Consider the following 25,969-nt stretch of genomic DNA (forward strand, 5'->3'; position numbering starts at 1 on the left):
CCTCTGATTATTTTGCTTGCGCGGTCGTTACAATGGCTGGACGCAGCAGGCGGTCCGCAATCATATAGCCCTTTTGCAGGACTGACACGATGGTATTGGCTTCCTGCTCCGCTGGCACCACGGCAACGGCCTGGTGTTTCATCGGATCGAGCTTTTCACCCTGCACTGGCAACACTTCCACCAGGCGGTTGCGCTCGAACGCGGCGTTCAGTTGCTTCAGTGTCATCTCGACACCTTCTTTCAGCGATTCGATGGTCGGTGCTTCCACCGTCAGCGCCGCTTCCAGGCTGTCTTTCACCGGCACCATGGCTTCGGCAAAGCTTTCCACTGCGAATTTATGCGCTTTAGCAACATCTTCTTGCGCACGGCGGCGAATATTTTCGCCATCGGCCTTGGCGCGCATGAAGGCATCGTGCATCTCTGCAAGACGCGCTTCGGTACTCGCCAGTTGCTCTTCCAAAGTAGGTTCTGCGGGAGCCGCGGCGTCCGCTTGCGGATTTGGTATAGCTTGGTTTTCCTGATCTTGCATCTAGAAAGCTCCTACAATCAATGACTTAAATGAGTTAGTCTAATTATCTTTACAACACTAACGGGCAGATGGGGCTATATCCTATTGTTTCAAGGGGTATTCATGGTAAAACCTGGGATTACATCCTTCCATGTTACGCCTTAATACAAAGCACTTCCTATTTCGGGCAGCGATCCGTGCGCGCCCCCCTTGATTTTGCAGGCTTCCCACGGCAAAGCGGGCATTCTACCAGCCCCCGCCACAGCCATCGCCATTGGCAGCGTTGCAATCTGGATAGTGCCTTGCTCACGCCGGACATGACAAAGCCGCGCAAGCGCGGCTTTTTATTGCGTAAAAAATAATACCTATTAATTCGTCGCGCCCAACGCCAGGGCAGTCAGGCGCGCCAGCTCGCCCGCTTTCTTGTCCGCTTCGCGCTGCGGCGCCGTCTTCATCGTCGGCCAGCCAATCATGTGCTGTTCGGCAATTTCCGCCATGCCTGCGATCCACGCTGGCGTTTCGTTCAGGCAAGCGATGTAGTGAAACTTCTGGCCGCCGGCCGTTTCGAAATCATGTTTGGCTTCCATGGCGATCTCTTCCAGCGTTTCCAGGCAATCGCTGGTAAAGCCCGGACACAGCAGGTCGACGCGCTTGACGCCCTGTTGCGCTAGCGCCACCAAGGTGGGGGCCGTGTACGGCTGCAGCCATTCGGCCTTGCCAAAGCGCGACTGGAAGGTCACCACGTATTGCTCTTTGCTTAACTTTAACTTTTCCGCCAGCAATCGCGCCGTCTTCAGGCATTGGCAGTGATACGGGTCGCCCAGCAGCAAGGTGCGCTTGGGCACGCCATGAAAACTCATCACCAGTTTTTCCGGACGGCCATGCGCTTCCCAGTGATTCAACACGGAATCGCGCAAGGCGTCGATATACGTGTCGTGCTCGTGATACTGCTTAATAAAGCGCAATTCCGGCACATTGCGCACCGTGGCGTAATGGGCAAACACGGCGTCGTAGATGGAACCGGTCGTCGGGCCCGAGTATTGCGGATAGGCTGGCAGGATGGCGATGCGCTCGCAGCCTTCGCTTTTCAGCCTGGCCAGTACTTCGGGCAGGGAAGGCGAACCGTAGCGCATGGCCATGGCCACTGTGACGCCGTCGTGGCCACGCTCGGCCAGGGCGCCGGCCAGCAATTTGGCCTGCTTTTGCGTATGCACTTTCAGGGGCGAACCCTCGCGTGTCCAGATCGATGCATATTTCTTGGCCGACTGGCCAGAGCGAAATGGCAAAATAATCAGGTTCAGGATGAACCACCAGACGACGCGGGGAATCTCCACCACGCGCGGATCCGACAAAAATTGCTTCAGGTAACGCCGCACGGCCGACGAGGTCGGCGCATCGGGCGTGCCCAGGTTGACCAGCACCACGGCGCTGCGGTCGATGCTGCCATGCGTGTACGGCGGTTCTATTTGAAATGACATGAAAGCTCTTCGAAGACGTTGGATGGATTAGCCAGTTATTATAGTTGCATTGAGTTAATGACGAAGCGCTGGGGTCAGACCCTCAATGCCGCTAACGTCAAGCTCAGCGCTAACGCATCCGGGGGTCTGACCCCAGATTTCGGCGGGTCTGACCCCGGTCTGCCCCCAGCCACGAATCAAATCGCCAGCAGTTCACGCGCATGCTTGCGCGTAGTGGCCGTGATTTCCAGGCCACCCAGCATGCGCGCCACTTCTTCCACGCGGGCCTTGGCATCGAGCATGTCGATGCGCGACGCCGTCTTGCCATTATCCAAGGTGCTTTTTGCCACCTGGAAATGCTGATTGGCCTGGCTGGCCACTTGCGGCAAGTGGGTCACGCACAGCACCTGGCGTCCCTGCCCCAGGCGTTTCAATAGACGCCCGACGACTTCGGCGACGGCGCCGCCGATGCCGCTGTCGACCTCGTCGAAGATCAGGGTCGGCGTGGTGGTGGCGTGCGAGGTGATGACGGAAATGGCCAGTGCGATGCGCGCCAGTTCGCCGCCGGACGCCACTTTGGCCAGCGAACGGGGTGCCGTGCCCGCATGGCCGGCAACGAGGAATTCCACTTGCTCGAGCCCGTGGGCGGCCGGTACGCACGGGTGCAGGGCGATCTCGAAGCTGCCGCCCGTCATGCTCAGTTCCTGCATGGCGCGCGTGACGGCGTGCCCCAGCTCCACTGCCGCCGCCTGGCGCGTGGCCGACAGGCGGCCCGCTACGACGCGGTATTCCGCTTCGATCTTCGCTTCCTGGCGCAACAAGCCTTCGATATCGGAAGCGTCGGCCAGGTGCTGCAGCTTTTCCGACAGCTTGGCGTGTTCCTCTGGCAATTCTTCGGGCGTGACGCGGAATTTGCGGGCCGTGCTGTGCATGGCTTCCATGCGCGCGTCGAGCTGGTGCAGGCGTTCCGGATCCAGTTCCACGCGGTCCAGGTAGTTGTTCAGCGCGTACACGGATTCCTGCAGCTGGATGCGCGACGATTCGATCAGGTCGACGATAGGCTGCAATTCCGCATCCACGGACACCAGCTTGCCCAGCTTCTGGTTCAAGGCCGACAGTTGCGACACGATGGGGTGGTCTTCCGACTCGGAAATGAGGGACAGCGCTTCCTGCGCCCCTTCCAGCAGGCTGGCCGCGTGCGACAGGCGGCTGTGCTCGTTCGTGATCTCCGTCCACTCGCCGGGCTTGGCAGCCAGCTTTTCCAGTTCGCCCACTTGCCATTCCAGGCGTTCGCGCTCGTACAGCACGTTGGCGGCATTCGTTTCGAATTCTTCGCGCTGGCGCACGAGGGCGCGCCAGCGCTTGTGCAGCGCTGCCACCTGCCGCGCATCCTGCTCCACGCCCGCTTCGCGCGCCGTCGCCTGGCCGTCGAGCAGGGCGCGCTGCGCCTCGCTTTTCAGCAGCGACTGGTGCGCGTGCTGGCCGTGGATATCGACCAGCATATCGCCCAGTTCGCGCAACTGCGCGGCCGTGGCGGGGATGCCGTTGATATACGCCTTCGAGCGGCCCGCATTGTCGATCACGCGGCGCAGCAGGGCGCCGCCCTCGTCGTTGGAAAATTCGTTGGCGACCAGCCAGGCCTGCGCCACCTCGCTGACGGAAAAATCGGCCGTGATGTCGGCCTTGGCCGCGCCTTCGCGCACCACGCTGGCGTCGCCGCGTCCGCCCAGCGCCAGGGTCAGCGCATCGATGAGGATGGACTTGCCGGCGCCCGTCTCCCCCGTCAGCACGCTGAAGCCGGCGGAAAATTCCAGTTCAATGGTATCGACAATGACAAAATCGCGAATGGACAGTGTATGGAGCATGGCTTCTGTGGTTAGGCGGCGTGCCGCGGGTTAGCGTGGAGAAAATGTTAGCTGAGCTTGCCCTCGCCCGACGGGTACTCATTCCAGTGCAATTTTTCACGCAGGGTGTTGTAGTAACTCCACCCTTCCGGATGCAGGAAGGTAATCGTGTGCGGCGAACGGCGGATGAGGATGCGGTCTTGCTGCACCAGGCTGGCAAAGGTCTGCATGTCGAAATTGACGCTGATATCGCGCCCGCGCACGATTTCCACGACGATCTGGCTGGAGTCGGGCAGGACGATGGGCCGGTTCGACAGCGCATGCGGGGCGATCGGCACGAGCACGATGCCGCCCAGGGTCGGATGCAGCAAGGGGCCGCCGGCCGACAGCGAGTACGCGGTCGAGCCCGTGGGGGTGGAAATGATCAAGCCATCCGAACGCTGGTTGTACATGAAGTGACCATCGACTTCGACGCGCAATTCGGCCATGCCGGCGCCGCCCCCGCGCGAGACGACGACATCGTTGACGGCCATGCCCACGTGAATCGACTCGCCATCGCGCAGCACACTGCCTTCGAGCAAGGTGCGGCGTTCGGCCTTGAAACGGCCACCAAGAATTTGCGCCAGCACGGGCAGCATGCGCTCGAGCGGGATATCCGTCATGAAACCCAAGCGCCCCTGATTGATACCGATCAAGGGGACGTCGAATGGCGCCAGCTGGCGCGCAATGCCCAGCATGGTGCCATCACCGCCCATGACGATGGCGCAATCGGCGGCGGCGCCGATCTCGGCCGGAGACATGGCACGCACGCCGGGAAACGCCAGGTTCAGATGCGCGGCCGTCTCCGCCTCAAAGACCACCGTGTGGCCCAGCACTTGCAGGAAATCGACGATGCTTTTAACGGGCTCGGCAATGCCATCCGTATTCTGGCGCACGACCAGGGCAATGGTCTTGGCGCCCAGGTTGAAGCGCTCGCCCGGGGCTGGCAAGGTCGCGGCTGGCTGTTCGGCACGCTGTTCGGCGTGTGTATCGACGGGCATAAGAGTCTCGCAAGTGAATTCAGTGGCAAGCCGCCCCAGGCTGTCGCGTCGCACGCCGCCATCGCATGATACTGTATATATGCACAGTATAGTGCGGCTGCTGTTTGCCTGCAAGGGGTGTTCTTGGTGTTGCACGCAGTGTAGCGCAGAAAAAGAATCGTCCATGCGTGCGCCAGCGCTCCCAGCTGGGACAAATCCGCTTGCACACGGACTGCCGCGGCGGGACACTGGTGCCACGTCAACGTTACTGTCAGGAGGCCATATGCGTACCCCACCAAGTGAACGCAAGATCAATACCGATGAAAAAGTCAAAAATGACGGTGTCGACCGCCTGCCACACGAGCGCGATGAATCGCCCGATGCGCAAGACGTGCGTCCGCGCAAAATCATGCAGCAGGCGGCCAGCGACCTGGAACAGGGCCTGGTCGATACGGACCGCCACGCCCAGCCCGGCGTGGAAAAGGTCAAGCCCGCCGCGCCGCAGCAGGCCCGTCCCGACGCGCAGCTGGAACCAAAGAAGGCGCGCTGACTCTAACCCTCACGCACTACTTCTTTTCCGGAGTACGCCATGCACCGCTACGTCTGTTCATTCCTGCTGGCAGCCGCCTGCAGCACTACGCTCGCCCATGCCCAGGCGCCCGCCATGCCCGTCGGCTTTGGCCCGCAACCCGCCCTGCCCGCGCCAGACAAGCAATTCATTCCCACCGTCAAGGTGGCGCCCGTGCAGCGCTGGACGGCCACGCAGCGCCCCGTCGTCGCGGCGGGCCTGGCCATCCATGCGTATGCGCGCGACCTCGACCATCCGCGCTGGCTGTATGTGCTGCCGAATGGCGACGTGCTGGTGGCGGAAACGAATGCCCCGCCGAAACCCGATGACAGCAAGGGCATCAAGGGCGCCATCATGCAGATGCAAATGAAAAAGGCGGGTGCCGCCACGCCCAGCGCCAACCGGATTACCTTGCTGCGCGGCATCGATGCGAATGGCGTGGCGCAGACGCGTAGCGTGTTCCTGCAAGGACTGAACTCGCCGTTCGGCATGGCCCTGGTCGGCAACGAGCTGTATATCGCCAACGCCGATGCGCTGCTGCGCTTTCCTTACGTCGCCGGGCAGACGGCCATCACGGCGCCAGGCGTGAAGGTGATGGATTTGCCGGGCGGACCCATCAATCACCACTGGACCAAGAACGTCGTCGCCAGCGCCGACGGCAAATTTCTCTATGTTTCCGTCGGCTCGAACAGCAATGTGGGCGAAAACGGCATGGCGGCCGAAGACGGCCGTGCCGCCATCTGGCAAGTCACGCGGGCGACGGGCAAGGCACGCGTGTACGCCACGGGCTTGCGCAATCCGAACGGCATGGCCTGGCAACCCAAAACGGGCGCCCTGTGGACGGCCGTCAATGAACGCGACGAGCTGGGCAACGACCTGGTGCCCGACTACATGACGTCCGTCAAGGAAGGCGCCTTCTATGGCTGGCCCTACAGTTATTTCGGCCAGCACGTCGATGCGCGGGTCAAGCCGCCGCGCCCCGAACTGGTGGCCACCGCCATTGCGCCCGACTACGCGCTGGGCGCGCACACGGCCTCGCTGGGACTGGCGTTTTATGACGGCACCTTGCTGCCCGCCCGCTACCGGGGCGGCGCCTTCATCGGCCAGCACGGCTCATGGAACCGCAAGCCCTTCAGCGGCTATAAAGTCATCCATGTGCCCTTCGCCAATGGCCTGCCCAGCGGCCCGCCGCAGGATGTCGTCAGCGGTTTCCTGGACGAGAACGGCAAGGCGCAAGGGCGCCCCGTCGGCGTGGCCGTCGACAAGGCGGGCGCGCTGCTGGTGGCAGACGACGTGGGCAATGTCATCTGGCGCGTGACGCCGGCGCCGTGAGCGTACTCGCGCCGCGCATACGCCCCTGCATGCGCCCCCTGTGTGACGCAACGAACGGAAGCGCAAGGGCGGGGCGCGCATGATGGACGCTCAAACCACGCAAGGAGTACATCATGAAAAAAACAGGATCAGCCGTCTGGAGTGGCGGCCTTAAAGATGGCAAAGGGTTTATTTCGACCCAAAGCGGCGCGCTCGACAACGTGGCATATGGTTTCAACACGCGCTTCGAAGACGGTCCCGGCAGCAATCCGGAAGAATTGATCGGCGCCGCCCATGCCGCCTGCTTCACCATGGCCCTGTCCGGCCAGCTGGGCGAGGCGGGCCTGCACGCCACGGCCCTGAAAACCACGGCCGATGTCAGCCTGGAAAAAATCGATGGCAGCTATGCCATCACGGCCGTGCACCTGACGCTGGTGGCCACCATTCCCGGCGCCACCGACGAAGCGTTCCAGGATGCGGCCCTGCGCGCCAAGCTGGGCTGCCCGGTGTCCAAGTTGCTGGCCACGGAAATCACGCTGGACGCCCATCTGGAGTAAATCCAGGGGCACGAACGTCACCGTCCGCTGCTGTCCTGCACCAGGGCAGCCGGGGCGGTCTCGGCAAGAAAGCCATAAAGCGCATAAAATCCTGCCATTCCCCCATCATCATCAAGGATTCACGATGCGTATTTTGCACACCATGTTACGGGTCGGCGACCTGCAGCGCTCCATCGATTTTTACACCAAGGTCCTGGGCATGAAGTTGCTGCGCACCAGCGACAACCCGGAATACCAGTACACGCTGGCCTTCGTCGGCTACGGCTCGAATCCCGACCATGCGGAACTGGAACTGACGTATAACTATGGCACCACCAGCTACGAGCTGGGCACGGCGTATGGCCACATCGCCATCTCGGCCGACGACATCGTCGCCGCTTGCGACGCGGCACGCGCGAATGGCGGCAACGTCACGCGCGAACCGGGCCCCGTCAAGGGCGGCAACACGGTCATCGCCTTCATCACCGATCCGGATGGCTACAAGATCGAATTGATCGAACGCAAGTTCGACGGCCAGGGCGGCGGCCTGTAATTCCTCAGCCTGGCTCGGTGGCCTGTGCAATGGCCGCGCGCAGCCAGGCTATCCCCGCATCGCCGTCTGTGCGGCGGTGTCGTATCACTTCAAACGCAAATGGCGCGATGGCAAATGGCGCAGCATGCTGTGCCAGCCCCTGCGCCGCGCTGCCGCGCAGGGCCCGCTGCGCCACCGTCAGGATCATGTCCGTCCCCAGCACGACATCCGGTGCCACAGTCCAATACGGCACGCGCACGGCGATGCGGCGCGTCTGGCCCAGCTGGGCCAGGGCCGCGTCGACTTCGGCGGCCATGCCACCCTCGCTGGACGCCACCAGTACATGCGGGCGCGCCAGATAGGTCTCCAAACTCAATGTTTCACCATCTGCCAAACTGGCCGGATCGAGCGCGCACACGAACGTTTCCTCAAACAAGGTTTCCCTGTGTAACTGCTCGGGCAATTGCGGGAACACGCCCAGCGCCAGGTCGATCTCGCCATCCTGCACACCGGCCACCACGGCAGAACGGCTGGCATAGCTGACGGCCAGGTCGATGCCGGGCGCTTCCACGCGCAAGCGGCGCAGCAAAGCGGGCAAGATCAACGCCGCGCCGTAATCCGACATGGCCAGGCGAAACACGCGCTGCGCCGTGGCCGCCTCAAAGACGGCGCCGCCCAGCACGGAGCGCACGCTTTGCAGGGCCTCGGCCAGCGGCCGCGCCAGCGCCAGCGCGCGCGCCGTGGGCTGGAAGCCACCCTTGCCGCGCAACAGCAGGGGATCGTCGAGCAAGTGGCGCAAGCGTGCCAGCGCATGGCTGACGGCAGGCTGGCTCATGTGCAAGCGTTCGGCCGCGCGCGACAAATGGCGTTCGCTGAGCAGCGCTTCCAGGATCACCAGCAGGTTCAAATCGACGGCGCGCAGATTATTTATTTGGTGCATAGTTTAATGACAAATTACGAATTGGATTTAATCATGACTGCATAATACGATGACGCCATCAACTCAAAGAGATGGAGTCACACATGCATGGATGGATTACCGTATTTGCCCCACTGGCCATGCTGGCCGGCGCCGTCGTCCCTTTCCAGGCGGGCGCGAATGCCGCGCTGGGCCGCAACCTGGGCCACCCGCTGTGGGCTACCCTCGCCTCGCTGGCCGTCAGCGCCGTGCTGGCGTCGCTGGTGATGCTGGTCTGGCGCGTGCCGGCGCCCGATTTCCACCTCGCCGTGCGCGGACCCGGCTGGTCCTGGCTGGGCGGCGCGGCCGGCGTGTTTTATATTACGGCGGCGCTGATGCTGGCGCCGCGCATGGGTTCCGGCCCCTTCATGGCTGCCGTCATCGGTGGACAAATGCTGGCCGCGCTGGCCATCGACCGCTACGGCTTGCTGGGCTTTGCCGTCAAGCATATTTTTCCGCTGCACTGGGCGGGCGCGGGCCTGGTGGTGGCCGGTGTCGTGCTCACACAGATCGCCAACAGCCGGACCATGTGAAAACACTTCCAGACGAAAAAAAACCAGCGCCGCTACCGGTGCTGGTTTTAATTTTCAGCAAGGCCGCGCTTACTTGTCGAGCAAGGCGTTCACTGGCATCAAGTCCGTTTCCTTCAGAGTGCCGGCCGCCGCCTTCAGGCGCAAGCCGTTCATGATCGTGTCGTAGCGGGCTTTCGACAAGTCTTTTTGCGTCGAGAACAATTGTTTCTGCGCATTCAAGACGTCGATATTGATGCGCACGCCCACCTGGTAGCCGAGCTGGTTCGACTCCAGCGCCGATTTGCTCGACACTTCCGCCGCTTCCAGCGCCTTGACTTGCGCCAGGCCGCTGTTGACGCCGAGGAAAGCCTGGCGCGCGCCTTGCGACGCCGTGCGGCGTGCCGTTTCCAGGTCGTTGCGGGCCTTGTTTTCCAGCGCGATCGATTCACGCACCTTGCTGGTGACGGCAAAGCCGCTGAAGATCGGGATGCTCCACTGCACGCCGATGGCATTGTTGTTATTGCCGTTGCCATTACCGCCACCGGAGGTGTAGCTATGGCCCGTGTTGGCGATCAGGTCCAGGGTCGGGTAGTGGCCGGCGCGGTTGCGGCCGATGTCGCGCTTGGCCGATTCCACGTTGAACTGGGCCGTGACGACGCCATAGTTCTGCTCTTCGGCGGACGACACCCACGGCTCAATGGCAGCCGGTTCGGGCGCGCTGATGACCACGCCCGTGCGCATCGGCGCCAGATTCGTTGGCGCCTCGCCGATGATGGTTTGCAGGGCGCTGCGCTTGTTGGCCAGGTCATTGATGGCGGAAAATTCCTGCGCCACCACCAGGTCGTAGGCCGCTTGCGCTTCGTGCGTGTCGGTAATCGTTTGCGTGCCGACTTCGAAATTGCGCTTGGCCGATGCCAGCTGCTCCGTCGTGGCGACTTTTTGCGCCTGCGTGGCGCCCAGGTTGTCCTGCGCGCTCAGCACGTCGAAATACGCCTGCGCCACGCGGGTGATCAAGTCTTGCTGGACTTGCGCAAATTGCGCTTCGGCGATCGCTTGCGCCAGTTTGCTTTGCTGATAGGTTTCCCAACGGTCCCAGCGGAACAGCGGTTGCGCCAGGGTCAGGTTGTAGCTGTTCGTACGGACGTTAACGGACGGCGAGGTGATCTTGTTGCCGCCATTGTTCTGGACGATCTGCTCGGTATTGCCGCGCGTATTGCTGCCCGACGCAGAGATCTGCGGCAGCAAGCCTGCCAACCCTTGCGGAACCCGCTCCATCCCGGCCGACAGGGCCGCGCGCGCGCTGGCATACTGTGCGTCATTGGCCAGCGCCTGCTGGTACACCTGGATGAGATCGGCCGCCTGCGCTTGCAGCGAGCATGTCATCGAGACAAAGGCGCTGGTCATCAGCACGGCGATAAGGGGTTTCCGCATTGCATTTCTCCGTTGGAGTCGTCAAAAGTTGATGGAATCAAAAATCTGCTACCGCTTGCCTTGCGCCCGCCGGGTGAGCGGGGTACAGGCCTCCGCAGGCATGCAGGAAAACATGCCTGGGTGCATCTACTGCAACATAATTTAGTATTTAGGCATCGCGCTGTCGACTTGCAGCGCCCAGGCATGCACGCCGCCCGTCAAATTACTGATCTTGCCAAAACCATTGCGCTCCAGGAAGGCCGCCACTTGCATGCTGCGCATGCCGTGATGGCAGATGCAGACGATCTCGGCATCTTCATCGAGGTCATCGATGCGCGCAGGAATCGAGTTCATCTGCATCAGGGTGGCGCCATCGAGGTGGCACAGGTCAAACTCCCACTGTTCCCGCACATCGAGCAACAACGGGCGCGGGCGGGAAGGGTCAGCCAGCCAGGCGGCCAGCTGCGGTGCACTCAAATGCTCCATCGAATCGGTCGCCTCAGAACTGGAAATGCGACGGTGCCACGGCTTGCAGCGGTGTAACATTGGTTTCAAACAGCTTGCGCGTGTCGTAAGCCTTCTCCGAGCTGCGCGTGATCAGATGCGCCGACATGATCGGCGCCTCGCCGATGATGGCCAGGATGCGGCCGCCGACTTTCACTTGTTGCAACAGTGCTTCCGGCAACACGGCCAGGGCGCCGGACACGACGATCACGTCGTACGGTGCGCCCTTGCTCCAGCCCTGGGCGCCGTCGCCCAGTTCCACGGTGACGTTCGTCACGCCATTGGCGGCCAGGTTCTGCTCGGCCAGGGTTTTCAATTGAGGAACGATTTCCACGCTCGTCACATGACGCGCCTTGTGCGCCAGCAAAGCGGCCATGTAGCCGCTACCGGTGCCGATTTCCAGCACATTTTCATGCTTCTTGACGGCTACGTCTTGCAAAATACGCGCTTCCAGCTTCGGCGTGAACATGTATTCGCCACCGCCCAGTGGAATTTCGGTATCGACGAAGGCCAGGTTTTTATAGGCGGCTGGCACGAAATCTTCACGCTTGACCACGTTCAACAGCTCCAGTACGTCGATATCCAGTACGTCCCATGGACGGATCTGCTGTTCGATCATATTGAAGCGGGCTTGTTCGATATTCATCTTTGGACTCGGTAAGTGAAGTAATAATCCGCCATTTTATCGTTGAACTGGCTGAAAGCACATGTTAACCATAAAGGCGGGGAATGGAGGAAATTTGCGACGATCTGCAGATTTGGGGGGGCGAACCTTGGAAAAGGGGCAACTGAACGGTATTGGCCAGGCCCGGCGCATCAGCTTTTCCTGGGCGCCTCCACCTGCAGGCTGCGCAAGCTCATGTCGATAAAGGCATCCATGTAGGCGAGCGGATCGATATCCTTGACCTCGCATGGCAGGAAGGAATGCGTCCACATCATGAGCATGGTGACGGGCGCGCTGAGGATGGTGCTGACCAGCACGGGATCGACTTGGCGAAATTCGCCGCGCTGCATGCCCCGTTCCAGCAGGCTGACGATCAGCGCATTGCCGCGCGTGACGACTTCTTCGTTGTAAAACTGCGCCAGTTCCGGGAAATTATTCGCTTCGGCCAGCATCAGCTTGGTCAAACCGGCCAGTTTGGTGGCGCCGAATTCTTCCCACCACTGCATCATCACCTTGCGCAACAACTCGGCGCTGCTGCTGTCCGAGGCAGCCATGCTATCTTCCGCCTCGCCGATCGACTGCACGATATTGTCGCGCACCACGGCCTTGAACAGCTCTTGTTTATTCTCAAAGTACAGGTACAGGGTGCCTTTCGACACGCCGGCCCGCTTGGCCACATCCTCCAGGCGCGTCGATGCGAACCCCCGTTCGACAAACAGGTCGAGGGCGGCGGCGAGCAACTCCTGCGGGCGGGCATCCTTGCGCCGCTCCCAGCGGGGCTTGGTATCAATCGGGGCTTGCATGTGTCTTTCCAAGTAACTTACTTTTGAGTCATTAATAGTAGACCTGTCTACCGCCAAGGTCAAGCGCAGGCCGCCAGGCCCATCCTGCTCCCAGGCGCGGCGCGCAGAAGTACACTGGCACGTATACATATAAGTATCAGCACCGCGCCTGCTGGCTGACGTGCACGCTCGCCATTGTAACGCGTCGCAGTTGCAGGGCGTCCATAGGCCGGGAGTGCCTGGGGCTGACGCCTTCCGCAAGCCCACCTCAATCGCGCAAGGCTTGCGCTGGCGCCATGCGCATGGCCAGCCAGGCGTGGCGCGCGGTCGCCAGGGCCACCACCAGCGAGGCCGCCAGCAGCGCCAGCACCAAGGGCCAGACACCGATGGGCGGATGCGCGCTGAAGGCCGCCAGGTAGCGCGCGATAGCCAACGCTGCCGGCGGCAAGGCGATCACGCCGGCGATGGCAACCAGCCACAGAAATTCGCGCACCACCAGCGCCCCGATGGCCCGGCGCCCGGCGCCATGCAGCTTGCGCAACACGATCTCTCGCGCGCGCCGCTGCACATTGTGCGCCACCAGCACATACACACCAAAGGCCGCCAGCACGAAGATGGCGGCGCTGGCCCAGGCAAGTAGGCTGGCCATGCGGCGATCGTCGGCATACGCGCTGGCAGCATACGCCGCCAGCGGCTTGGGCGCATACACTTGCCCCGGAAAATAGCGCTGCCACAGGGGTGCGATGGCCTGCGCCACGGCAGTGCCATCCGTCCCCGCCGCCAGGCGCAGCGTCAGCATCGCATTGGCGGCGTCGAGCCGGTACATCACTGGCAGCAGCGGCTCACGCAAGCTTTGCCAGCGGATGTCCGGCACGACGCCGACAATCTGCAGCGCCTTGCCATTCAACCAGCGTCCCGGCGCCTGCTGCGCCGTGGCCATGCCCAGCGCGCGTACAGCCGCCATGTTGATGACGATGGCGCTGGCCCCCGGCTCACGTTCGATAGCGGGATCAAACGCGCGCCCGGCCAGCGCAGAAACGCCATACACATCAAAAAACGTGGCACTGACTTCGCGGATCTCCAGCGAGATGCTGCCGCCGTCCCCGCGCTGCACGATATCGCTTGAACGGGTGCCGCCGCCCCCGTCGCGGCCAGGCACGTCGCGGCTGTGCGCCACCGCCGCCACGCCGGGCAAGCGCGCCACGGCGTCGCGGAAGGCGGCACTGGCCGGCTGGCGCATATCCTGTTCCTGCGGTAGTTCCAGCACCAGCAACGGCGCCGCATCGAAGCCGCGCGCAGCCTCGCTGGCAAAATGCGTCTGCCAGGCCACCGCCAGCGCCACGCTGCCCAAGCCCATGGCCAAGGCCAGTTGCAGCACCGTCAGCACGCGGCGCAGGCCGGCGCTGCCGCGGGTGTCGCCGCGACGCTGCGCCAGCGCCTGGCGCATGTCGACACGACAGGCCAGCCAGCCCGGGTAGGCGCCCGCCGCCGCGCCGGCCAGCACGCACAGCAGCAGAGGCCACGGCGCAAAGATGTCATCCAGCGGCCGCGCCACCAACGTCGCGAACAGGGGCAGCATCAGCCAGGCCAGCAGCACGCCCAGCGCCGTGGCTCCCAGCGACAGCAACAGGGATTCGGCCATGAACTGGGCCAGTAACTGCCCCGAGGAAGCGCCCAACACGCGCCGCACGGCGATTTCACGCTGACGCTGCAAGGTGCGCACGGCCGCCAGGCTGATGTAGTTGAACACGGCCAGCAGCAGGATCAGCAGGCCGATGGCGCCCAGGCCCAGCACCAGCCGTCGGTCGGCGCGCGGACCGCCGCCGATGGTGTTGGCCACCGTGGTATCGAAATAGGCGTCGCGCAGGGGACCCAGCGCGATCTCGACCGGCTTGCGCTCGCCCAGCGTGGCGCGCTGCTGCGGCGGCACCAGGCTGTTCCATGGCCCCCGGTCCGTGGCAGCCTGCAGCACGCCGCGCAAGGCTTCGGCGCTCACGCCCGCTCCCGTCTTGACATAAATTTTGCCGGCGATGCCCATCCAGTTGGCCAGGGCCGCGTCACGCTGGCGCGCAGGCCACAGCACGCTGCCCGTCCCCGCCAGCACCGCATAGGACACCGTGCTGGCCAGTGGCGGATCGGCCAGCACGGCGCGCACGCGCAGGCGTTGCCGGTCCAGCACGATATCACGCCCCAGCACGTCGTCGCGGCCGAACAGGCGGCGCGCCATCGACTCCGTCACGGCCAGGCCATCGGGCCGGCTCAGCGCCGTCGACAAGTCGCCAGCCAGCACGCGCGGCTGGAAGATGGCGGCAAAGGCGGGATCGACGGCCGTGATCTCAAGCTCCTGCTGGCGGCCAGCCTGCTCGAAGGTCGCCTTGCGCGGCCAGAACACGCTGGCCTGCAAGGGAAAACCGCTGCGCAGGGCCACCTCGCGCAGGGCAAATGGCGTGTACTCCAGCCACTGCGGCTGCGGAATGAAGTTGAGCCTGTGCTTGAGTACATACACGCGCTCGGCTTGCGGCACGGCGGCATCGAAGCTGAAGGAATAGCGGACCATGCAAAGCAGCAGCAGGCACAGCGCAAAACCCGTCGCCAGCCCGCCCAGCGCGGCGGCGGAATACGCCGGTTGCTGTGCCAGCAAGCGCCAGCCGATGCGAAAATCTCGTGCAGACATCATGCTATCCCTTGAAGTATCAGTCAGCGCGCAAGGCTTGCGCTGGCGCCATGCGCATGGCCGACCAGGTGTGCCGCACGGTGGCCAGCAAGGCCACCAGCATGGCCAGCAGCAATGCCGCCGCCAGGGGCCAGGCGCCCACCGGCGCGCGTTCGACAAAGCCGGCCAGATAGCGCGCGATACCCAGGGCCGCCAGCGGCAGCCCCAATACGGCGCCAGCTGCGAGCAGCAGCATGAACTCGCGCCCCACCAGGCGGGCAATGGCGGCGCGGCCTGCGCCATGCAACTTGCGCAGGACAATTTCACGGCTGCGGCGCTGCACGCTGTAGGCCGACAGCACGTAGATGCCGAAGGCGGCAAGCAGCATGGCGATCAGGCTGGCCAGGCCGAGCATGCGCGCCAGGCGCAGGTCCTCGGCATACATCGCCGTCAACAGGCTTTGCGCTGTGCGCAGTTCCAGCATCCGCTCCGGAAAATAGCGCCGCCACAGCGGCTCGATGCGCGCGTGGGCAGCTGCCACATCATCATTGCTGCGCAAGGACAGCGCGCCGCCATGGCGCAGATCGAACAGCATCGGCTGGGCCGCCTGGCGCATGTCCTGGAAGCGAATCGGTGGCGCAATGCCGATAATCACCTGCCCGTCCGGCATCGCTTGCCCCACGGCGGCCTGCGGCGTGGGATAGCCCAGCGCCAGCGCTGCCGCCGCATTGAGCACCACCACCTGGCTGCCGATCCGGTCCTGCGCCACATCGAACAGGCGCCCGTGCAAGGGCACGATGCGGTGCAGCGCAAACCAGCCCGGCGTCATGGGTTTGTATTCCAGGCGCACATCGCGCCCGTCGCGCGTCCTGACGCTGCCGACGACCTTACTGCTATCGCGCCCTACCGCTTCCAGGATGCCCGCCACGCCGGCGATGCCGGGCAGGCGCGCCAGCGCCTCTTCGAAGGCGCGCGCCTGCGGATTCTCTTCGCTCCCGGGCGGCAAGTCCAGCACCAGCAAACCGTCCGGCGCAAAGCCGGGCGACGCATGGCTGCCGTACCAGGATTGCCAGCCGACCGCCAGGGTCGCGGCGCACAGCGCCATGGCGGCGCCGAACTGCAATACCGTCAGCACGCGACGCAACCACAGGCCAGCCGCTGTTTCGCTATTGCCGCGGCCCGCCAGCGCGGGACCGGGTCGCACGCGCAGCGCGCACCAGGCGGGATAGGCGCCCGCGCACAAGCCCGTGAGCACGCCAAACAGCAAGGCGCCGGTGCAGCGCCAGGCGGTGAACATATCGTCCAGCGGCCGCTGTACCAGTTCGGCAAAGAGCGGCAGCGCCAGCCAGGCCAGCAGCAAGCCGGCGGCGGCCGCCAGCAGCGCCGTCAGCACCGACTCGGCCAGGAACTGCTGCATCAGGCGCGCCGCACCGGCGCCGAGCAGCTTGCGCACGCCAATTTCGCGCTGGCGGCGCAAGGTGCGCACGGTGGCCAGGTTCACATAATTGATGACAGCCAGGGCAAGTATCAGCAGCGCCAGCACGGCCAGTCCCACCACGCTGGCGCGCTGCCCATGGCGCGCCGCCGCGCGGCTGTGGTACAGGTCCGCATCGAAGTAAGCCTGTGCCAGCGGCAGCAGCGCGATGTCGGTGACGTTGCGCCCCGCGAGCGCGCGTCCCATGGATGCCCCGCGCACCTGCCGGTCTTGCGGCGAGTCGTTGACCGCCTGCTGCAGCAGCGCCGCCAGCGCGTCGGGTGCCGCGCCCGGACGCATCTGCAGGTAAATCGCGCCGCGCCCCCTGCCGGCAAAAGCGGCCTCGCGCTGCGCCGCCGGCCAGGCAGTGCTGTGCGTCCCCACCAGCACTTCATACGGCACGCTGGTGTTGCGCTGATGGTCAGGCAGAATCGCGCGCACCTTCAGCGTGACGCCGCCGATCTGCAGCAGTTGGCCCAGCGCGGGCGCGTCGGCAAACAGCTTGCGCGCCGCCGTCTGCGTCAGCGCCACGGCATCAGGCTGCGCCAGCGCCGAACGCAGATCACCCTGTAGCGCCGTGACGCCGAACAGGCTGGCGAAATCCGCATCGACCGCTTGCACGTTCAGCGCATATGGGCGCTCGCCGCGCTGCACGGGCACATCAAGTTCCTTGACGATGCTCGCCATGGCAACCGCGCCGCTGCGCCGCGCCACATCGCGCAGCGACAGATAGGCAAAATTCTGCCACTCGGGGCGGATGAACAGATTGATGCGCTGCTTGACCAGCAGCACGCGCTCGCGCTGCGGCACTTGGCTATCGTAGCCCAGGCTGTAGCCGACAAAGCCCAGCAGCAGGAAGCAGGCTGCGAAACCCACCGCCAGCCCCAGGATGACGGCCACCGAGGCGCCGCGCTGCTGCGCCAGCAGACGCCAGCCGATGCGAAAATCGGCCGCCTTCATGCGGCCTGCAAGGCGTCGACCATGACGCGGCCATCCAGCAAATGCAGGGTGCGCGACGCCTGCGCCGCATGGTCGGGCGAGTGGGTCACCATCACCACCGTCGTGCCCTCCGCATTGATGCTGCGCAGCAGGCGCATGACTTCATTGCCGTGCGCCGTATCGAGGTTGCCCGTCGGTTCATCGGCCAGCAAGACGGCCGGCCCGGCCACCAGCGCGCGCGCGATCGCCACGCGCTGCTGCTGGCCGCCGGACAGTTGCGACGGCCGGTGTCCGGCGCGATGCGCCACGCCCAGCTTGTCGAGCATGGCGGCCACGCGCTGGCGCCGTTCGCGCGCCGGCGTGCCGTTGTACTCGAGCGCCAGCTCCACGTTCTCGAACACGCTCAGTTCCTCGATCAGGTTGAAGCTCTGGAAGATGAAGCCGATGCGCCCGCGGCGCAGCGCATTGAGCTTTGCCTCGCTCCAACCTGCCACATTCTGGCCCTCGAACCAGTATTCGCCATGGCTGGGAATATCGAGCAAACCCAGCAGACCCAGCAGGGTCGATTTGCCGCAGCCCGAGGGGCCGGTGATGGCCACATATTCGCCCGCCTCGATCTCGAGGTCGATGCGATCCAGGGCCTTGGTCTGGATATCGCCTGACTGATGCATCTTGCTGACGCCGACTAGTTTGAGCATGGATGGTACCTGTATGGAGGATGAGGGGAATTTACCGGTTTATATGCAATCTGGGGGAATTTCCATAGGCTGCGTAGGCCGACAGGATCACGCGCTCGCCTGCCTGCAGCCCTTGCAGCACTTCGAGCTGGCTGTTGTTGCGCCGGCCGATGCGCACTGCGCGCCGCTGCGCCTGGCCGCCGGACGCATCGAGCACGTAGACCCAGGCGCCACCGCTGTCGTTGATGAAGGCGCCGTTCGGCAGCAGCAGCGCGGCAGCCGGCTCGCCCAGGGTGATCTGCGCATCGAGGCTTTGCCCAGGATTGAGCACGGGCGGCTGGCCCTGCAGGAACACCAGTTCCACCGTGAAGCGGCCCTCCTTGATCTGCGGATAAATCGTCTGCACGCTCAGCGCGTAGCTTTGTCCAGCCTGGACGATGCTGGCCTGCCGTCCCGCCGCCATGCGGTTCAGGTAAAACTCGTCCACCTTGGCCGACAGCTTGTAGCGCACAGGGTCGTCGATGCGGCCCACATTCTTGCCCGTCGCAATCGACTCGCCCACCTGCAACCGGAAGTCCGTCAGCCGGCCGGCGGACGGTGCGCGCACGGCCAGGGCATCGACCGTGGCGCCGACCAGCAGTAAGCCCGAACTGAGGCCCGCGATGGACGCGCCAAGCTGGCTGGCCGCATCGCGGCGCACCCGAGATTCCGCCTGCGCCGCCTGCTGTTCCTGCGCCAACGCGCGCTGCTGCTGCAGCAGCGTGTCGGCCGATTCCTCCAGCGCCACGCTGGAAATGAAGCCCTGCGCCGCCAGCCTGACATTGCGCGCATGCTGCTTGCCGCCCTGCTGCAGCGCGAAGGCCAGGTCATCGAGGCGGCGTTGATGCTCGCTGGCGCTGGCCTGCTGCGCCACGCGCAAATTGGACAAGTTGAAAATCTGCTGCGCATGTTCAGCCTTGCGGGCCAGCAGCTCCAGGTTGCGCTGCGGATTGGAGATGCGGAACAACAGCTGGCCCTTATTCACCAGTGCGCCATCACTGGCAAGCACCTCTTCGATGCGGCCCGACTCGACCGAATCGAGGAGCACGGAATGGAGCGGCTCGGCGCTGGCGCGCACCACCACTTCATCGAGGAAAACACCGCGCGCCACGACACCGATGCGCAATTCGGCGGCAGGCACCTGCAAGCCGCGTGGCATGGCCCACCACCCAGCGGTGGCAAGCGCGGCCAGCAACAGCATGCCCGCCAGGCCGGTAACGACAAGCTTGCGGCGGCTGCGCGGCACGCGCGTATCCATGGCCGCGCCGCTGGCCGGCAAAGGAGGTATCAAAGTTCGGGGAACCGGCATATTTATTTTCACGTCTTTCGCACAAGGTTTCTTCGTGTATCAGCAAGCAGCGTGCCAGCAGCGGACGCCACGCGGACATGCGCCCCACAGCCGTTCTCCGGCGCGGGTGGTGCGGCGCGGTGTCCTGCAGTGTCCATTTCCGGACAGCGGCTGTTCGCAAGCGCACAGCGCCGGCGAACAGGCATGCCCGCAGCGGCCGCCACGACGCCAGCACGGCTGCTAGAATGCGCCACCGACCGACGCTCACTATGCTCTCCATGGCCCACACCGCAGCCCACGTCCTGATCCTCGACGACGATATCGATGTCGCCTGCGCCGCACAGCTGCTGCTGCGGCGGCGCTATCGCGACGGCAAAGTCGATACGCTGTGCGACCCTGCAGGACTGCCCGCGCTGCTGGCACGGGCGGTGCCGGACGTAGTCCTGCTCGACCTCAATTTCCAGCCCGGCCAGACCGATGGCGCACAAGGCCTGGCCTTGCTCGACCTGCTGCGCGCGCTGCCGCAACCGCCTTGCGTGATCGCCATGACGGCGTATGCCGACGTGCCGCTGGCCGTGGCGGCGCTGCAGCGCGGCGCCGGCGATTTCATCACCAAACCCTGGGACAATGGGCGCCTGGCCGCCGCCGTCGAACATGCACTGGCGCGCCGCGCCGGCATGGCCACGCCAGGCACTGCCGCGCCGGACCTGATGGGCGACTCCCCGGCCATGCGCGAGCTGCGCGCGATGGTCGCCAGCGTCGGCCCCACCGAAGCCAACGTGATGGTGCTGGGTGAAAACGGCGTCGGCAAGGAACTCGTGGCGCGCGCCCTGCACCAGGCCTCGCACCGCGCCGCCGGTCCCCTGCTGGCGGTGGACATGGGCGCCGTGCCGGAGGCAACCTTCGAAAGCGAATTGTTCGGCCACCGCAAAGGTGCATTCACCGATGCCAAACATGAACGCGCAGGACGCTTCCAGGCGGCGCGCGGCGGCTCGCTCTTTCTCGATGAAATCGGCAACCTGCCGCTGGCGGCGCAAGCCAAGCTGTTGACGGCACTGGAACGGCGCGAAGTGACGCCGCTGGGCGCGGACCGTCCGGAAGCGATCGACGTGCGCATCCTCAGCGCCACCAATGTCGATGAAGCGCGGCTGTTCGATCCGGCCGTGTTCCGGCCCGACCTGCTGTTCCGCCTCAATACCATCGTGCTGCGCGTGCCGCCGCTGCGCGCGCGCCGCGACGATATCGCCATGCTGCTGCGGCACTACCTGGCGCACTACGAAAGCCAGTACCAGCGCCCCGCGCGCGCGCCTGCAGCAGAGGCGCTCGACTACCTGCAGCGGCATGACTGGCCTGGCAATGTGCGCGCGCTGCGCCATGCCTGCGAACGAGCCGTCATACTGGGACACGAAGCGCACTACACGCGCGGCGATTTCGGCCTGTTCGACAGCCCCGGCCAGGCGGCAGCGGCGCCCGCGACAGCCGCCTATGCACGCCAGACGCTCGGCGCGCTGGAACGCGACGCCATTCACCGCACGCTGGAACAGGTCGACGGCAATATCAGCCATGCGGCCAAGGCCCTGGGCATCAGTCGCGCCGCGCTGTACCGCAAGCTGAACAAACATGGCATCTGAACGCAGCCTCAAGACGACGGCCAGCGCCAGCATCGCCGCCATGCTGGCGCTGGCTGGCGGCGCCGGCTATTTTTTCGCCCTGGCGTCACCGCGCCTGAGCGTACTGTGCCTGCTGCTGGCCATGCCGCCGGCGTGGCTGCTGTGCCGCTGCCTGACACGCCTCGCGCCGCGGGTGTCGCGCCAGGAGCCGACAATGGCAGCGGCCATGGCGGCGGCAGCGTCGCCAACGCCCGATGAAGAATCGCTGAGGGCACTCGAAGCCTGTCTCGAACACGCGCCCATCGCCCTGTTCCGCATCCAGAACGGCACCGTGGAACGCAGCGTGACGCCACTCAATGCAAGCGCCCGGCGCCAGCTGGCGCCAGGGCACGCAAGCGTACCGCAGCGGTGGCAGGAACTGCTGGCGGCGCAGCCGCCCGGCCAGCGCCGCCTGCTCAGTTTTGACACGGAGCGGGGCGTGGAACGGGCGCTCGTGGCCGTGGCGGCGCTGACCTTGCAAGGCGCGCCACAGCACCTGGCCGCGCTGATGCCGGTGGAAAGCGAACTGGAAGCCGAGGCGCTCAATGCCTGGCGCGAACTGGTGCAAGTGCTGACGCATGAAATCATGAATTCGCTGACGCCCGTCGCCTCGCTGTCGCGCACGGCCTGCGACCTGCTGGCGGACGTGCGCCCCCTGCTGCCGCAAGACATCCATGCCGACCTGGCCACGGCGCTCGACGCCATCGCGCGCCGCGCCGCCAGCCTGGCCGATTTCGTGGCCAGCTACCGCAGCCTGTCCAGCGTGCCCGCGCCGCAGCCCGAAACGGTGCGCCTCGAACACCTGTTCCAGCGCCTGGAAGCGCTGCTGGCACCGGCCTGGCAGACGCGCGGTGGCACGGCGGCATTTTCCGTCGAACCGGCATCGCTGGAAGTGCGGATCGATGCAGGCCAGCTGGAACAGGCGCTGATCAATCTGCTCAAGAACGCCGCCGAAGCCACGCAGGATGTTGCCGCGCCGCGCGTCACGGTCAGCGCCCGCCTGAGCCGGGGCGCGCGGCTGCGCATCGAAGTACGCGACAATGGCCATGGCGTGCCCGATACGCTGGCTGCGCACATTTTCATGCCGTTTTTCTCGACCAGGAAACAGGGGCGCGGCATCGGCCTGGCGCTGGTGCGCCACCTGGCCCACGCCAACGGCGGCACCTTGCGCCATGCGCGCCCGGTCGGTGCCGGCGCCTGTTTCCTGCTCAGCTTTTAAGCCGGACGGCACCGCGTCAGATACACACGCCTGCAGTTCACGCCGCGTTTTACGCAGTTCATCGCATTTCCCTTCCAGCCAGCATGCCGCTTTGTTATCTTGCTATCGACAGCACGGCAGCCGCAGCGCGGCAGCCGGCTTTTTCTTGTCCTGAACTACAACAATCATAAAGGAAACACCATGCGTACCTTGCTGGCCCTGTGCTGTGCCGTTACCCTTGGCGGTTGCGCCATCGTCATCAACCCCAACGATGGCGAAGTGCGCTATGCGAGCGAGGCGGGCGGCAATACCATCCAGGGCAACGAGCAAGTGAGCCGCGACCTACGCCAGGTCAGCACCATCAACACGCTCGACATCGACAGCATGAAGCGCATCGATATGAAGATCGACGTGCGCGTCGGGCCGGCAACCTCGCTGGTGATCGAAGCGGACAGCAATCTGCAGCCGCGCATCCATAGCGAAGTGAGCGGCAATACCTTGCGCATCTGGAGCGATACGAACATTCGCAGCAGCAATGGCATCCACGTCATCTACACGACGCCGCAATTGAAGAAAATCAACATTTCCGGCTCCGGCCGCCTGGTGGTCAGTGGTTTCAATGGCGAAGATTTCAGCCTGGTCCAGCGCGGTTCGATGAAGAGCGAACTGTCGGGCACGGTGGGACGCTTCGACGTGGCCAACCATGGCTCGGGCAGCATCAACGCGGCGGCCCTCGCCAGCGGCAATACAGATGCAGTGCAGAACGGTTCGGGCAACATCCAGCTGGGCAGCCTGCGCGGTGAACGCATCAACGTGGCCGTCAATGGCTCGGGCAGCATCAGCGCCAGCGGCACCGTGCAGCGCCTCGACGCCAACGTGAATGGCTCGGGCGACATCAACCTGGCCGCCTTGCACAGCGACGTTGCCTATCTGGCGAGCAATGGTTCCGGCGACATCGATGTCACCGTCCAGAGTGAGGTCAATGCCCGCGCCAGCGGTTCCGGCCGCATCACCGTGCATGGCGATCCGGCCCGCCGCACCCTGTCGGGCAAGCGCGTCAGCATCGTGCGCTAATCGCGCTCTGGCGAAGCACGCGGGCCGGCTTGCTATACTGTCGGCCCCTGTCCCTTTTCACTCATCGCCATGCCGTCCCCCGCCGTTTCCCTGGCATGCCGCCCATCCTGCGGCGCCTGCTGCACCGCACCGTCCATCACCAGCCCGATTCCCGGCATGCCGGATGGCAAACCTGCGGGCGTGCGCTGCGTGCAGCTGGCCGACGACAACCGCTGCAAGATCTTTGGCCGGCCGGAGCGGCCCGCCTTTTGCGGCGGCTTGCAGCCGTCCGAGGACATGTGCGGCAGCAGCCGCGAACATGCCATCCGCTGGCTGGATGAGCTGGAACAGGCAACGACACCGCACAACTGATACGCGCACAGGCCACCATCGGCTACGTTTTCACACCACGCTGACCTGCATACGCGGCAAAAATGAACGGCTTTGCCGCATCAAGTTCCGCCAGCGTACTGATGCTGATCTCCAGGTTACCCGTGCCCCAATGCCCGATGGCGGTCACATCGCGCGCTTTTGGCAGGACGTGCAATACGGGGGCCGGGTCGATGTGCAAGTACAGCGCGAGGCAGTTCTTCTTGTGTATCACCACCGTCGCAAAGTTCTTCAGGCGCTTGAAGGCCAGGTACAAGCGCAGCTCTTTACGTTCAACATCATCGCCCAGCGACATCGTGTAATCCTCCAGCGAGGCCAACAACTGACGCATGGGCTCCGACAGACCTGCCAGCACTTCCACAAATGCTCTGTCTGGTCCCGTCGGCTTGTTCATCCCCACGTCTGTGGCTCCTGCAGCCATTGTGTCCAACCTGGCTGGCGCCGACGTCTGCCGCTTGGCGGGGCCTTTCTTTGTTGCGGGATCCATGCCGGCACTTACGGACTCAAGAAGAAACAGATCCTCTGCAAATCGACGATAGCGGATGAGTTCGATCGTCCGGCCTATCTGCTGGACGGCATGGCTATCGAACTTGGTAAAGTCAGCGGCAATGCAAATCACCCGCGGCGCGCTCCAATCGATTGCCTCCGATGCCAGCTTGCCCAGCTTATCGAGGACCAGCAGTTGAAAGTCGGCCTGATGGTCCATCAACCAGTCCAGGTAGTACAAACCTTGATTGATGACATTTTCACCAACCGACCGTTTGTACTCCAGAATGACCGGGCAATTGTTCTCATCCAATCCAAGGGAATCGATGCGGCCGGCATGCGTCTTGCCGGTCGAATACTCGCTCGCCAGAAAACGGATACTCAGCAAAGTATCGAGGTTTGCCTCAATCAAGGTCTGCAATGGTTTTTCCAGGTCCGATGCGCTACCTTGCAGTTCCTGGGCTTGGCCATGGGCTAACTTGAACAGTTTAATGTCGCTCATTCGTCTGTTTCCCTTATTCCTCGGCAAGCAAACACCAAGGTGCATCAAGATATCGGCGATGAGCATAAACGTAAATTTATCTTTTTTGCAAATTCATTTGCAACAGGCATGCCGTGGGCAGTCCCCGCCCGCGTCGATCCTGAGCACGATGCTGCATCAGGTAAACGTTGACGGACTTTGCACGTTTGCGTATATTTATACGCATTCCTGCACGATTTAACACTACCCCATGTCCGCCACCCTGCTCCTCAAACAACGTCACGCGCTGATCCAGCAACAATTGCACGCCGACGGCCGCGTGCTGGCGCTGGACCTGGCGCGCCAACTGGACGTGTCCGAAGATACGATACGGCGCGACTTGCGCGAGATGGCGGCGGCTGGCCTGTGCCAGCGCGTGTATGGCGGCGCCCTGCCGCTGGCGCCGGACGGCGGCACTTTGACGCAGCGCAAGCAGGAAGCGCCGGAACGCAAGGCGCGCCTGGCGCAGGCTGCCGTCTCCCTCGTGCGCGCGGGCCAGGTGCTGTTTCTCGATGCGGGCTCGACCAACCTGGCCATCGCCAGCGCCTTGCCAGAGTTGGCGCTCACTGTCATCACCAACGCCCCAGCCATCGCCATGGCCCTGATGGAACGCCCGGAAATCGAGCTGATCATGGCTGGCGGCAGGGTCGACCGCCGCGCCGGCGCCAGCCTGGGTCCGCAGGCGCTGCGCACCGTCGAACGCATGCATCCCGACCTGTGCTTCCTCGGTGCCTGCGGCGCCGACGCGGACGCAGGCGTGACGGCGTTCAACTACGACGAGGCCGAGTTCAAGCGCAGCATCGCCGGCGCCAGCAAGGCCGTCGTCGTCGCCGTCACCAGCGACAAGCTGGGCACGGCCGCTCCCTTCGGCGTACTGGCCACGGGCTTGCTGCAGCACCTGGTGCTCGAAGCCGATGCCGATGCGGCCTACATTGCCGCCTTTGAACGACTGGGCGTGCAAGTGCTGCGCGCCCGCGCCTGACCTTATCCACCCCGAC

At 64.3% G+C, this 25,969-nt stretch carries 25 protein-coding genes; 11 read left to right on the forward strand and 14 right to left on the reverse strand.

What is annotated here, in order from left to right:
- Positions 1-7: 7 nt before the first annotated feature.
- The 4 genes from grpE to ACQ4WL_RS07435 all read right to left on the reverse strand — a co-directional run bounded on the left by grpE (position 8) and on the right by ACQ4WL_RS07435 (position 4,849).
- A complete protein-coding gene (gene grpE / locus ACQ4WL_RS07420; protein WP_436509033.1) occupies positions 8-529 on the reverse strand; it encodes a nucleotide exchange factor GrpE in 522 nt (173 codons plus the stop codon).
- A 347-nt stretch (positions 530-876) separates the two neighbouring features.
- Entirely contained in the window at positions 877-1,986 is a 1,110-nt protein-coding gene (gene hemH, locus ACQ4WL_RS07425; RefSeq protein WP_436509035.1) for a ferrochelatase, read from the reverse strand.
- A 176-nt stretch (positions 1,987-2,162) separates the two neighbouring features.
- A complete protein-coding gene (gene recN / locus ACQ4WL_RS07430; RefSeq protein ID WP_436509036.1) occupies positions 2,163-3,830 on the reverse strand; it encodes a DNA repair protein RecN in 1,668 nt (555 codons plus the stop codon).
- Positions 3,831-3,877: 47 nt separating this feature from the next.
- A complete protein-coding gene (locus tag ACQ4WL_RS07435) occupies positions 3,878-4,849 on the reverse strand; it encodes an NAD kinase (protein ID WP_232730743.1) in 972 nt (323 codons plus the stop codon).
- Positions 4,850-5,111: 262 nt separating this feature from the next.
- On the opposite strand from ACQ4WL_RS07435, the gene ACQ4WL_RS07440 reads away from it, so the two are divergent.
- The 4 genes from ACQ4WL_RS07440 (at position 5,112) to gloA (ending at position 7,796) form a co-directional block, all read left to right on the forward strand.
- Positions 5,112-5,378, forward strand: coding sequence for a hypothetical protein (locus ACQ4WL_RS07440; RefSeq protein ID WP_436509037.1), 267 nt, complete (start codon positions 5,112-5,114; stop codon positions 5,376-5,378).
- A 39-nt stretch (positions 5,379-5,417) separates the two neighbouring features.
- Entirely contained in the window at positions 5,418-6,728 is a 1,311-nt protein-coding gene (locus tag ACQ4WL_RS07445; RefSeq protein ID WP_436509038.1) for a PQQ-dependent sugar dehydrogenase, read from the forward strand.
- A gap of 113 nt (positions 6,729-6,841) precedes the next feature.
- Positions 6,842-7,264 carry an OsmC family protein gene (locus ACQ4WL_RS07450; protein WP_436509039.1) on the forward strand — a complete coding sequence of 141 codons (423 nt, stop codon included), beginning with the start codon at positions 6,842-6,844 and terminating at the stop codon, positions 7,262-7,264.
- A 124-nt stretch (positions 7,265-7,388) separates the two neighbouring features.
- On the forward strand, positions 7,389-7,796 hold the full coding sequence (gloA, locus tag ACQ4WL_RS07455) for a lactoylglutathione lyase (RefSeq protein ID WP_010401713.1): 408 nt from the start codon (positions 7,389-7,391) through the stop codon (positions 7,794-7,796).
- A 4-nt stretch (positions 7,797-7,800) separates the two neighbouring features.
- Here gloA and ACQ4WL_RS07460 read toward each other — a convergent pair whose 3' ends face one another.
- Positions 7,801-8,706, reverse strand: a complete 906-nt coding sequence (locus ACQ4WL_RS07460; RefSeq protein ID WP_436509112.1) for a LysR substrate-binding domain-containing protein — start codon at positions 8,704-8,706, stop codon at positions 7,801-7,803.
- 92 nt (positions 8,707-8,798) lie between these two features.
- Between ACQ4WL_RS07460 and ACQ4WL_RS07465 the strand changes: the two genes are divergently transcribed.
- Positions 8,799-9,266, forward strand: a complete 468-nt coding sequence (locus ACQ4WL_RS07465; RefSeq protein ID WP_436509040.1) for a DMT family transporter — start codon at positions 8,799-8,801, stop codon at positions 9,264-9,266.
- 69 nt (positions 9,267-9,335) lie between these two features.
- Here the strand turns inward: ACQ4WL_RS07465 and ACQ4WL_RS07470 are convergent, their stop codons facing one another.
- From ACQ4WL_RS07470 to ACQ4WL_RS07505, 8 genes are all read right to left on the reverse strand, one after another.
- Complete coding sequence (locus ACQ4WL_RS07470) at positions 9,336-10,676, reverse strand: TolC family outer membrane protein (RefSeq protein WP_436509041.1); 1,341 nt, start codon at positions 10,674-10,676, stop codon at positions 9,336-9,338.
- 141 nt (positions 10,677-10,817) lie between these two features.
- On the reverse strand, positions 10,818-11,141 hold the full coding sequence (locus ACQ4WL_RS07475; protein WP_034745954.1) for a rhodanese-like domain-containing protein: 324 nt from the start codon (positions 11,139-11,141) through the stop codon (positions 10,818-10,820).
- A gap of 13 nt (positions 11,142-11,154) precedes the next feature.
- Positions 11,155-11,805: a protein-L-isoaspartate O-methyltransferase family protein gene (locus ACQ4WL_RS07480; protein ID WP_436509043.1), complete on the reverse strand. Its 651-nt coding sequence runs from the start codon at positions 11,803-11,805 to the stop codon at positions 11,155-11,157.
- A 170-nt stretch (positions 11,806-11,975) separates the two neighbouring features.
- Entirely contained in the window at positions 11,976-12,626 is a 651-nt protein-coding gene (locus tag ACQ4WL_RS07485; protein WP_436509044.1) for a TetR/AcrR family transcriptional regulator, read from the reverse strand.
- A 247-nt stretch (positions 12,627-12,873) separates the two neighbouring features.
- Entirely contained in the window at positions 12,874-15,282 is a 2,409-nt protein-coding gene (locus ACQ4WL_RS07490) for an ABC transporter permease (RefSeq protein ID WP_436509045.1), read from the reverse strand.
- A gap of 16 nt (positions 15,283-15,298) precedes the next feature.
- Complete coding sequence (locus tag ACQ4WL_RS07495; RefSeq protein ID WP_436509046.1) at positions 15,299-17,692, reverse strand: ABC transporter permease; 2,394 nt, start codon at positions 17,690-17,692, stop codon at positions 15,299-15,301.
- A complete protein-coding gene (locus ACQ4WL_RS07500; protein WP_141170895.1) occupies positions 17,689-18,369 on the reverse strand; it encodes an ABC transporter ATP-binding protein in 681 nt (226 codons plus the stop codon). The genes ACQ4WL_RS07495 and ACQ4WL_RS07500 overlap by 4 nt, the downstream gene beginning before the upstream one ends.
- 31 nt (positions 18,370-18,400) lie before the next feature.
- Complete coding sequence (locus tag ACQ4WL_RS07505) at positions 18,401-19,696, reverse strand: efflux RND transporter periplasmic adaptor subunit (protein WP_436509048.1); 1,296 nt, start codon at positions 19,694-19,696, stop codon at positions 18,401-18,403.
- Positions 19,697-19,953: 257 nt separating this feature from the next.
- On the opposite strand from ACQ4WL_RS07505, the gene ACQ4WL_RS07510 reads away from it, so the two are divergent.
- From ACQ4WL_RS07510 to ACQ4WL_RS07525, 4 genes are all read left to right on the forward strand, one after another.
- Positions 19,954-21,306, forward strand: coding sequence for a sigma-54-dependent transcriptional regulator (locus ACQ4WL_RS07510; RefSeq protein ID WP_436509049.1), 1,353 nt, complete (start codon positions 19,954-19,956; stop codon positions 21,304-21,306).
- On the forward strand, positions 21,296-22,543 hold the full coding sequence (locus ACQ4WL_RS07515; RefSeq protein WP_436509050.1) for a sensor histidine kinase: 1,248 nt from the start codon (positions 21,296-21,298) through the stop codon (positions 22,541-22,543). The genes ACQ4WL_RS07510 and ACQ4WL_RS07515 overlap by 11 nt, the downstream gene beginning before the upstream one ends.
- 180 nt (positions 22,544-22,723) lie before the next feature.
- On the forward strand, positions 22,724-23,596 hold the full coding sequence (locus ACQ4WL_RS07520) for a head GIN domain-containing protein (protein WP_436509051.1): 873 nt from the start codon (positions 22,724-22,726) through the stop codon (positions 23,594-23,596).
- Positions 23,597-23,665: 69 nt separating this feature from the next.
- Positions 23,666-23,947 carry a YkgJ family cysteine cluster protein gene (locus ACQ4WL_RS07525; protein ID WP_436509053.1) on the forward strand — a complete coding sequence of 94 codons (282 nt, stop codon included), beginning with the start codon at positions 23,666-23,668 and terminating at the stop codon, positions 23,945-23,947.
- Between the two features lie 22 nt (positions 23,948-23,969).
- On the opposite strand, the gene ACQ4WL_RS07530 is transcribed toward ACQ4WL_RS07525, so the two are convergent.
- Positions 23,970-24,953: a DUF5655 domain-containing protein gene (locus ACQ4WL_RS07530; protein ID WP_436509054.1), complete on the reverse strand. Its 984-nt coding sequence runs from the start codon at positions 24,951-24,953 to the stop codon at positions 23,970-23,972.
- Between the two features lie 39 nt (positions 24,954-24,992).
- Between ACQ4WL_RS07530 and ACQ4WL_RS07535 the strand changes: the two genes are divergently transcribed.
- On the forward strand, positions 24,993-25,124 hold the full coding sequence (locus ACQ4WL_RS07535; protein WP_436509055.1) for a hypothetical protein: 132 nt from the start codon (positions 24,993-24,995) through the stop codon (positions 25,122-25,124).
- A 58-nt stretch (positions 25,125-25,182) separates the two neighbouring features.
- The gene (locus ACQ4WL_RS07540; RefSeq protein WP_436509057.1) at positions 25,183-25,953 is read left to right on the forward strand and encodes a DeoR/GlpR family DNA-binding transcription regulator; all 771 of its coding nucleotides are present in this window, start codon (positions 25,183-25,185) and stop codon (positions 25,951-25,953) included.
- Positions 25,954-25,969 lie beyond the last annotated feature (16 nt).

This window comes from Janthinobacterium kochi, assembly GCF_051380715.1.
Lineage (GTDB): Bacteria > Pseudomonadota > Gammaproteobacteria > Burkholderiales > Burkholderiaceae_D > Janthinobacterium.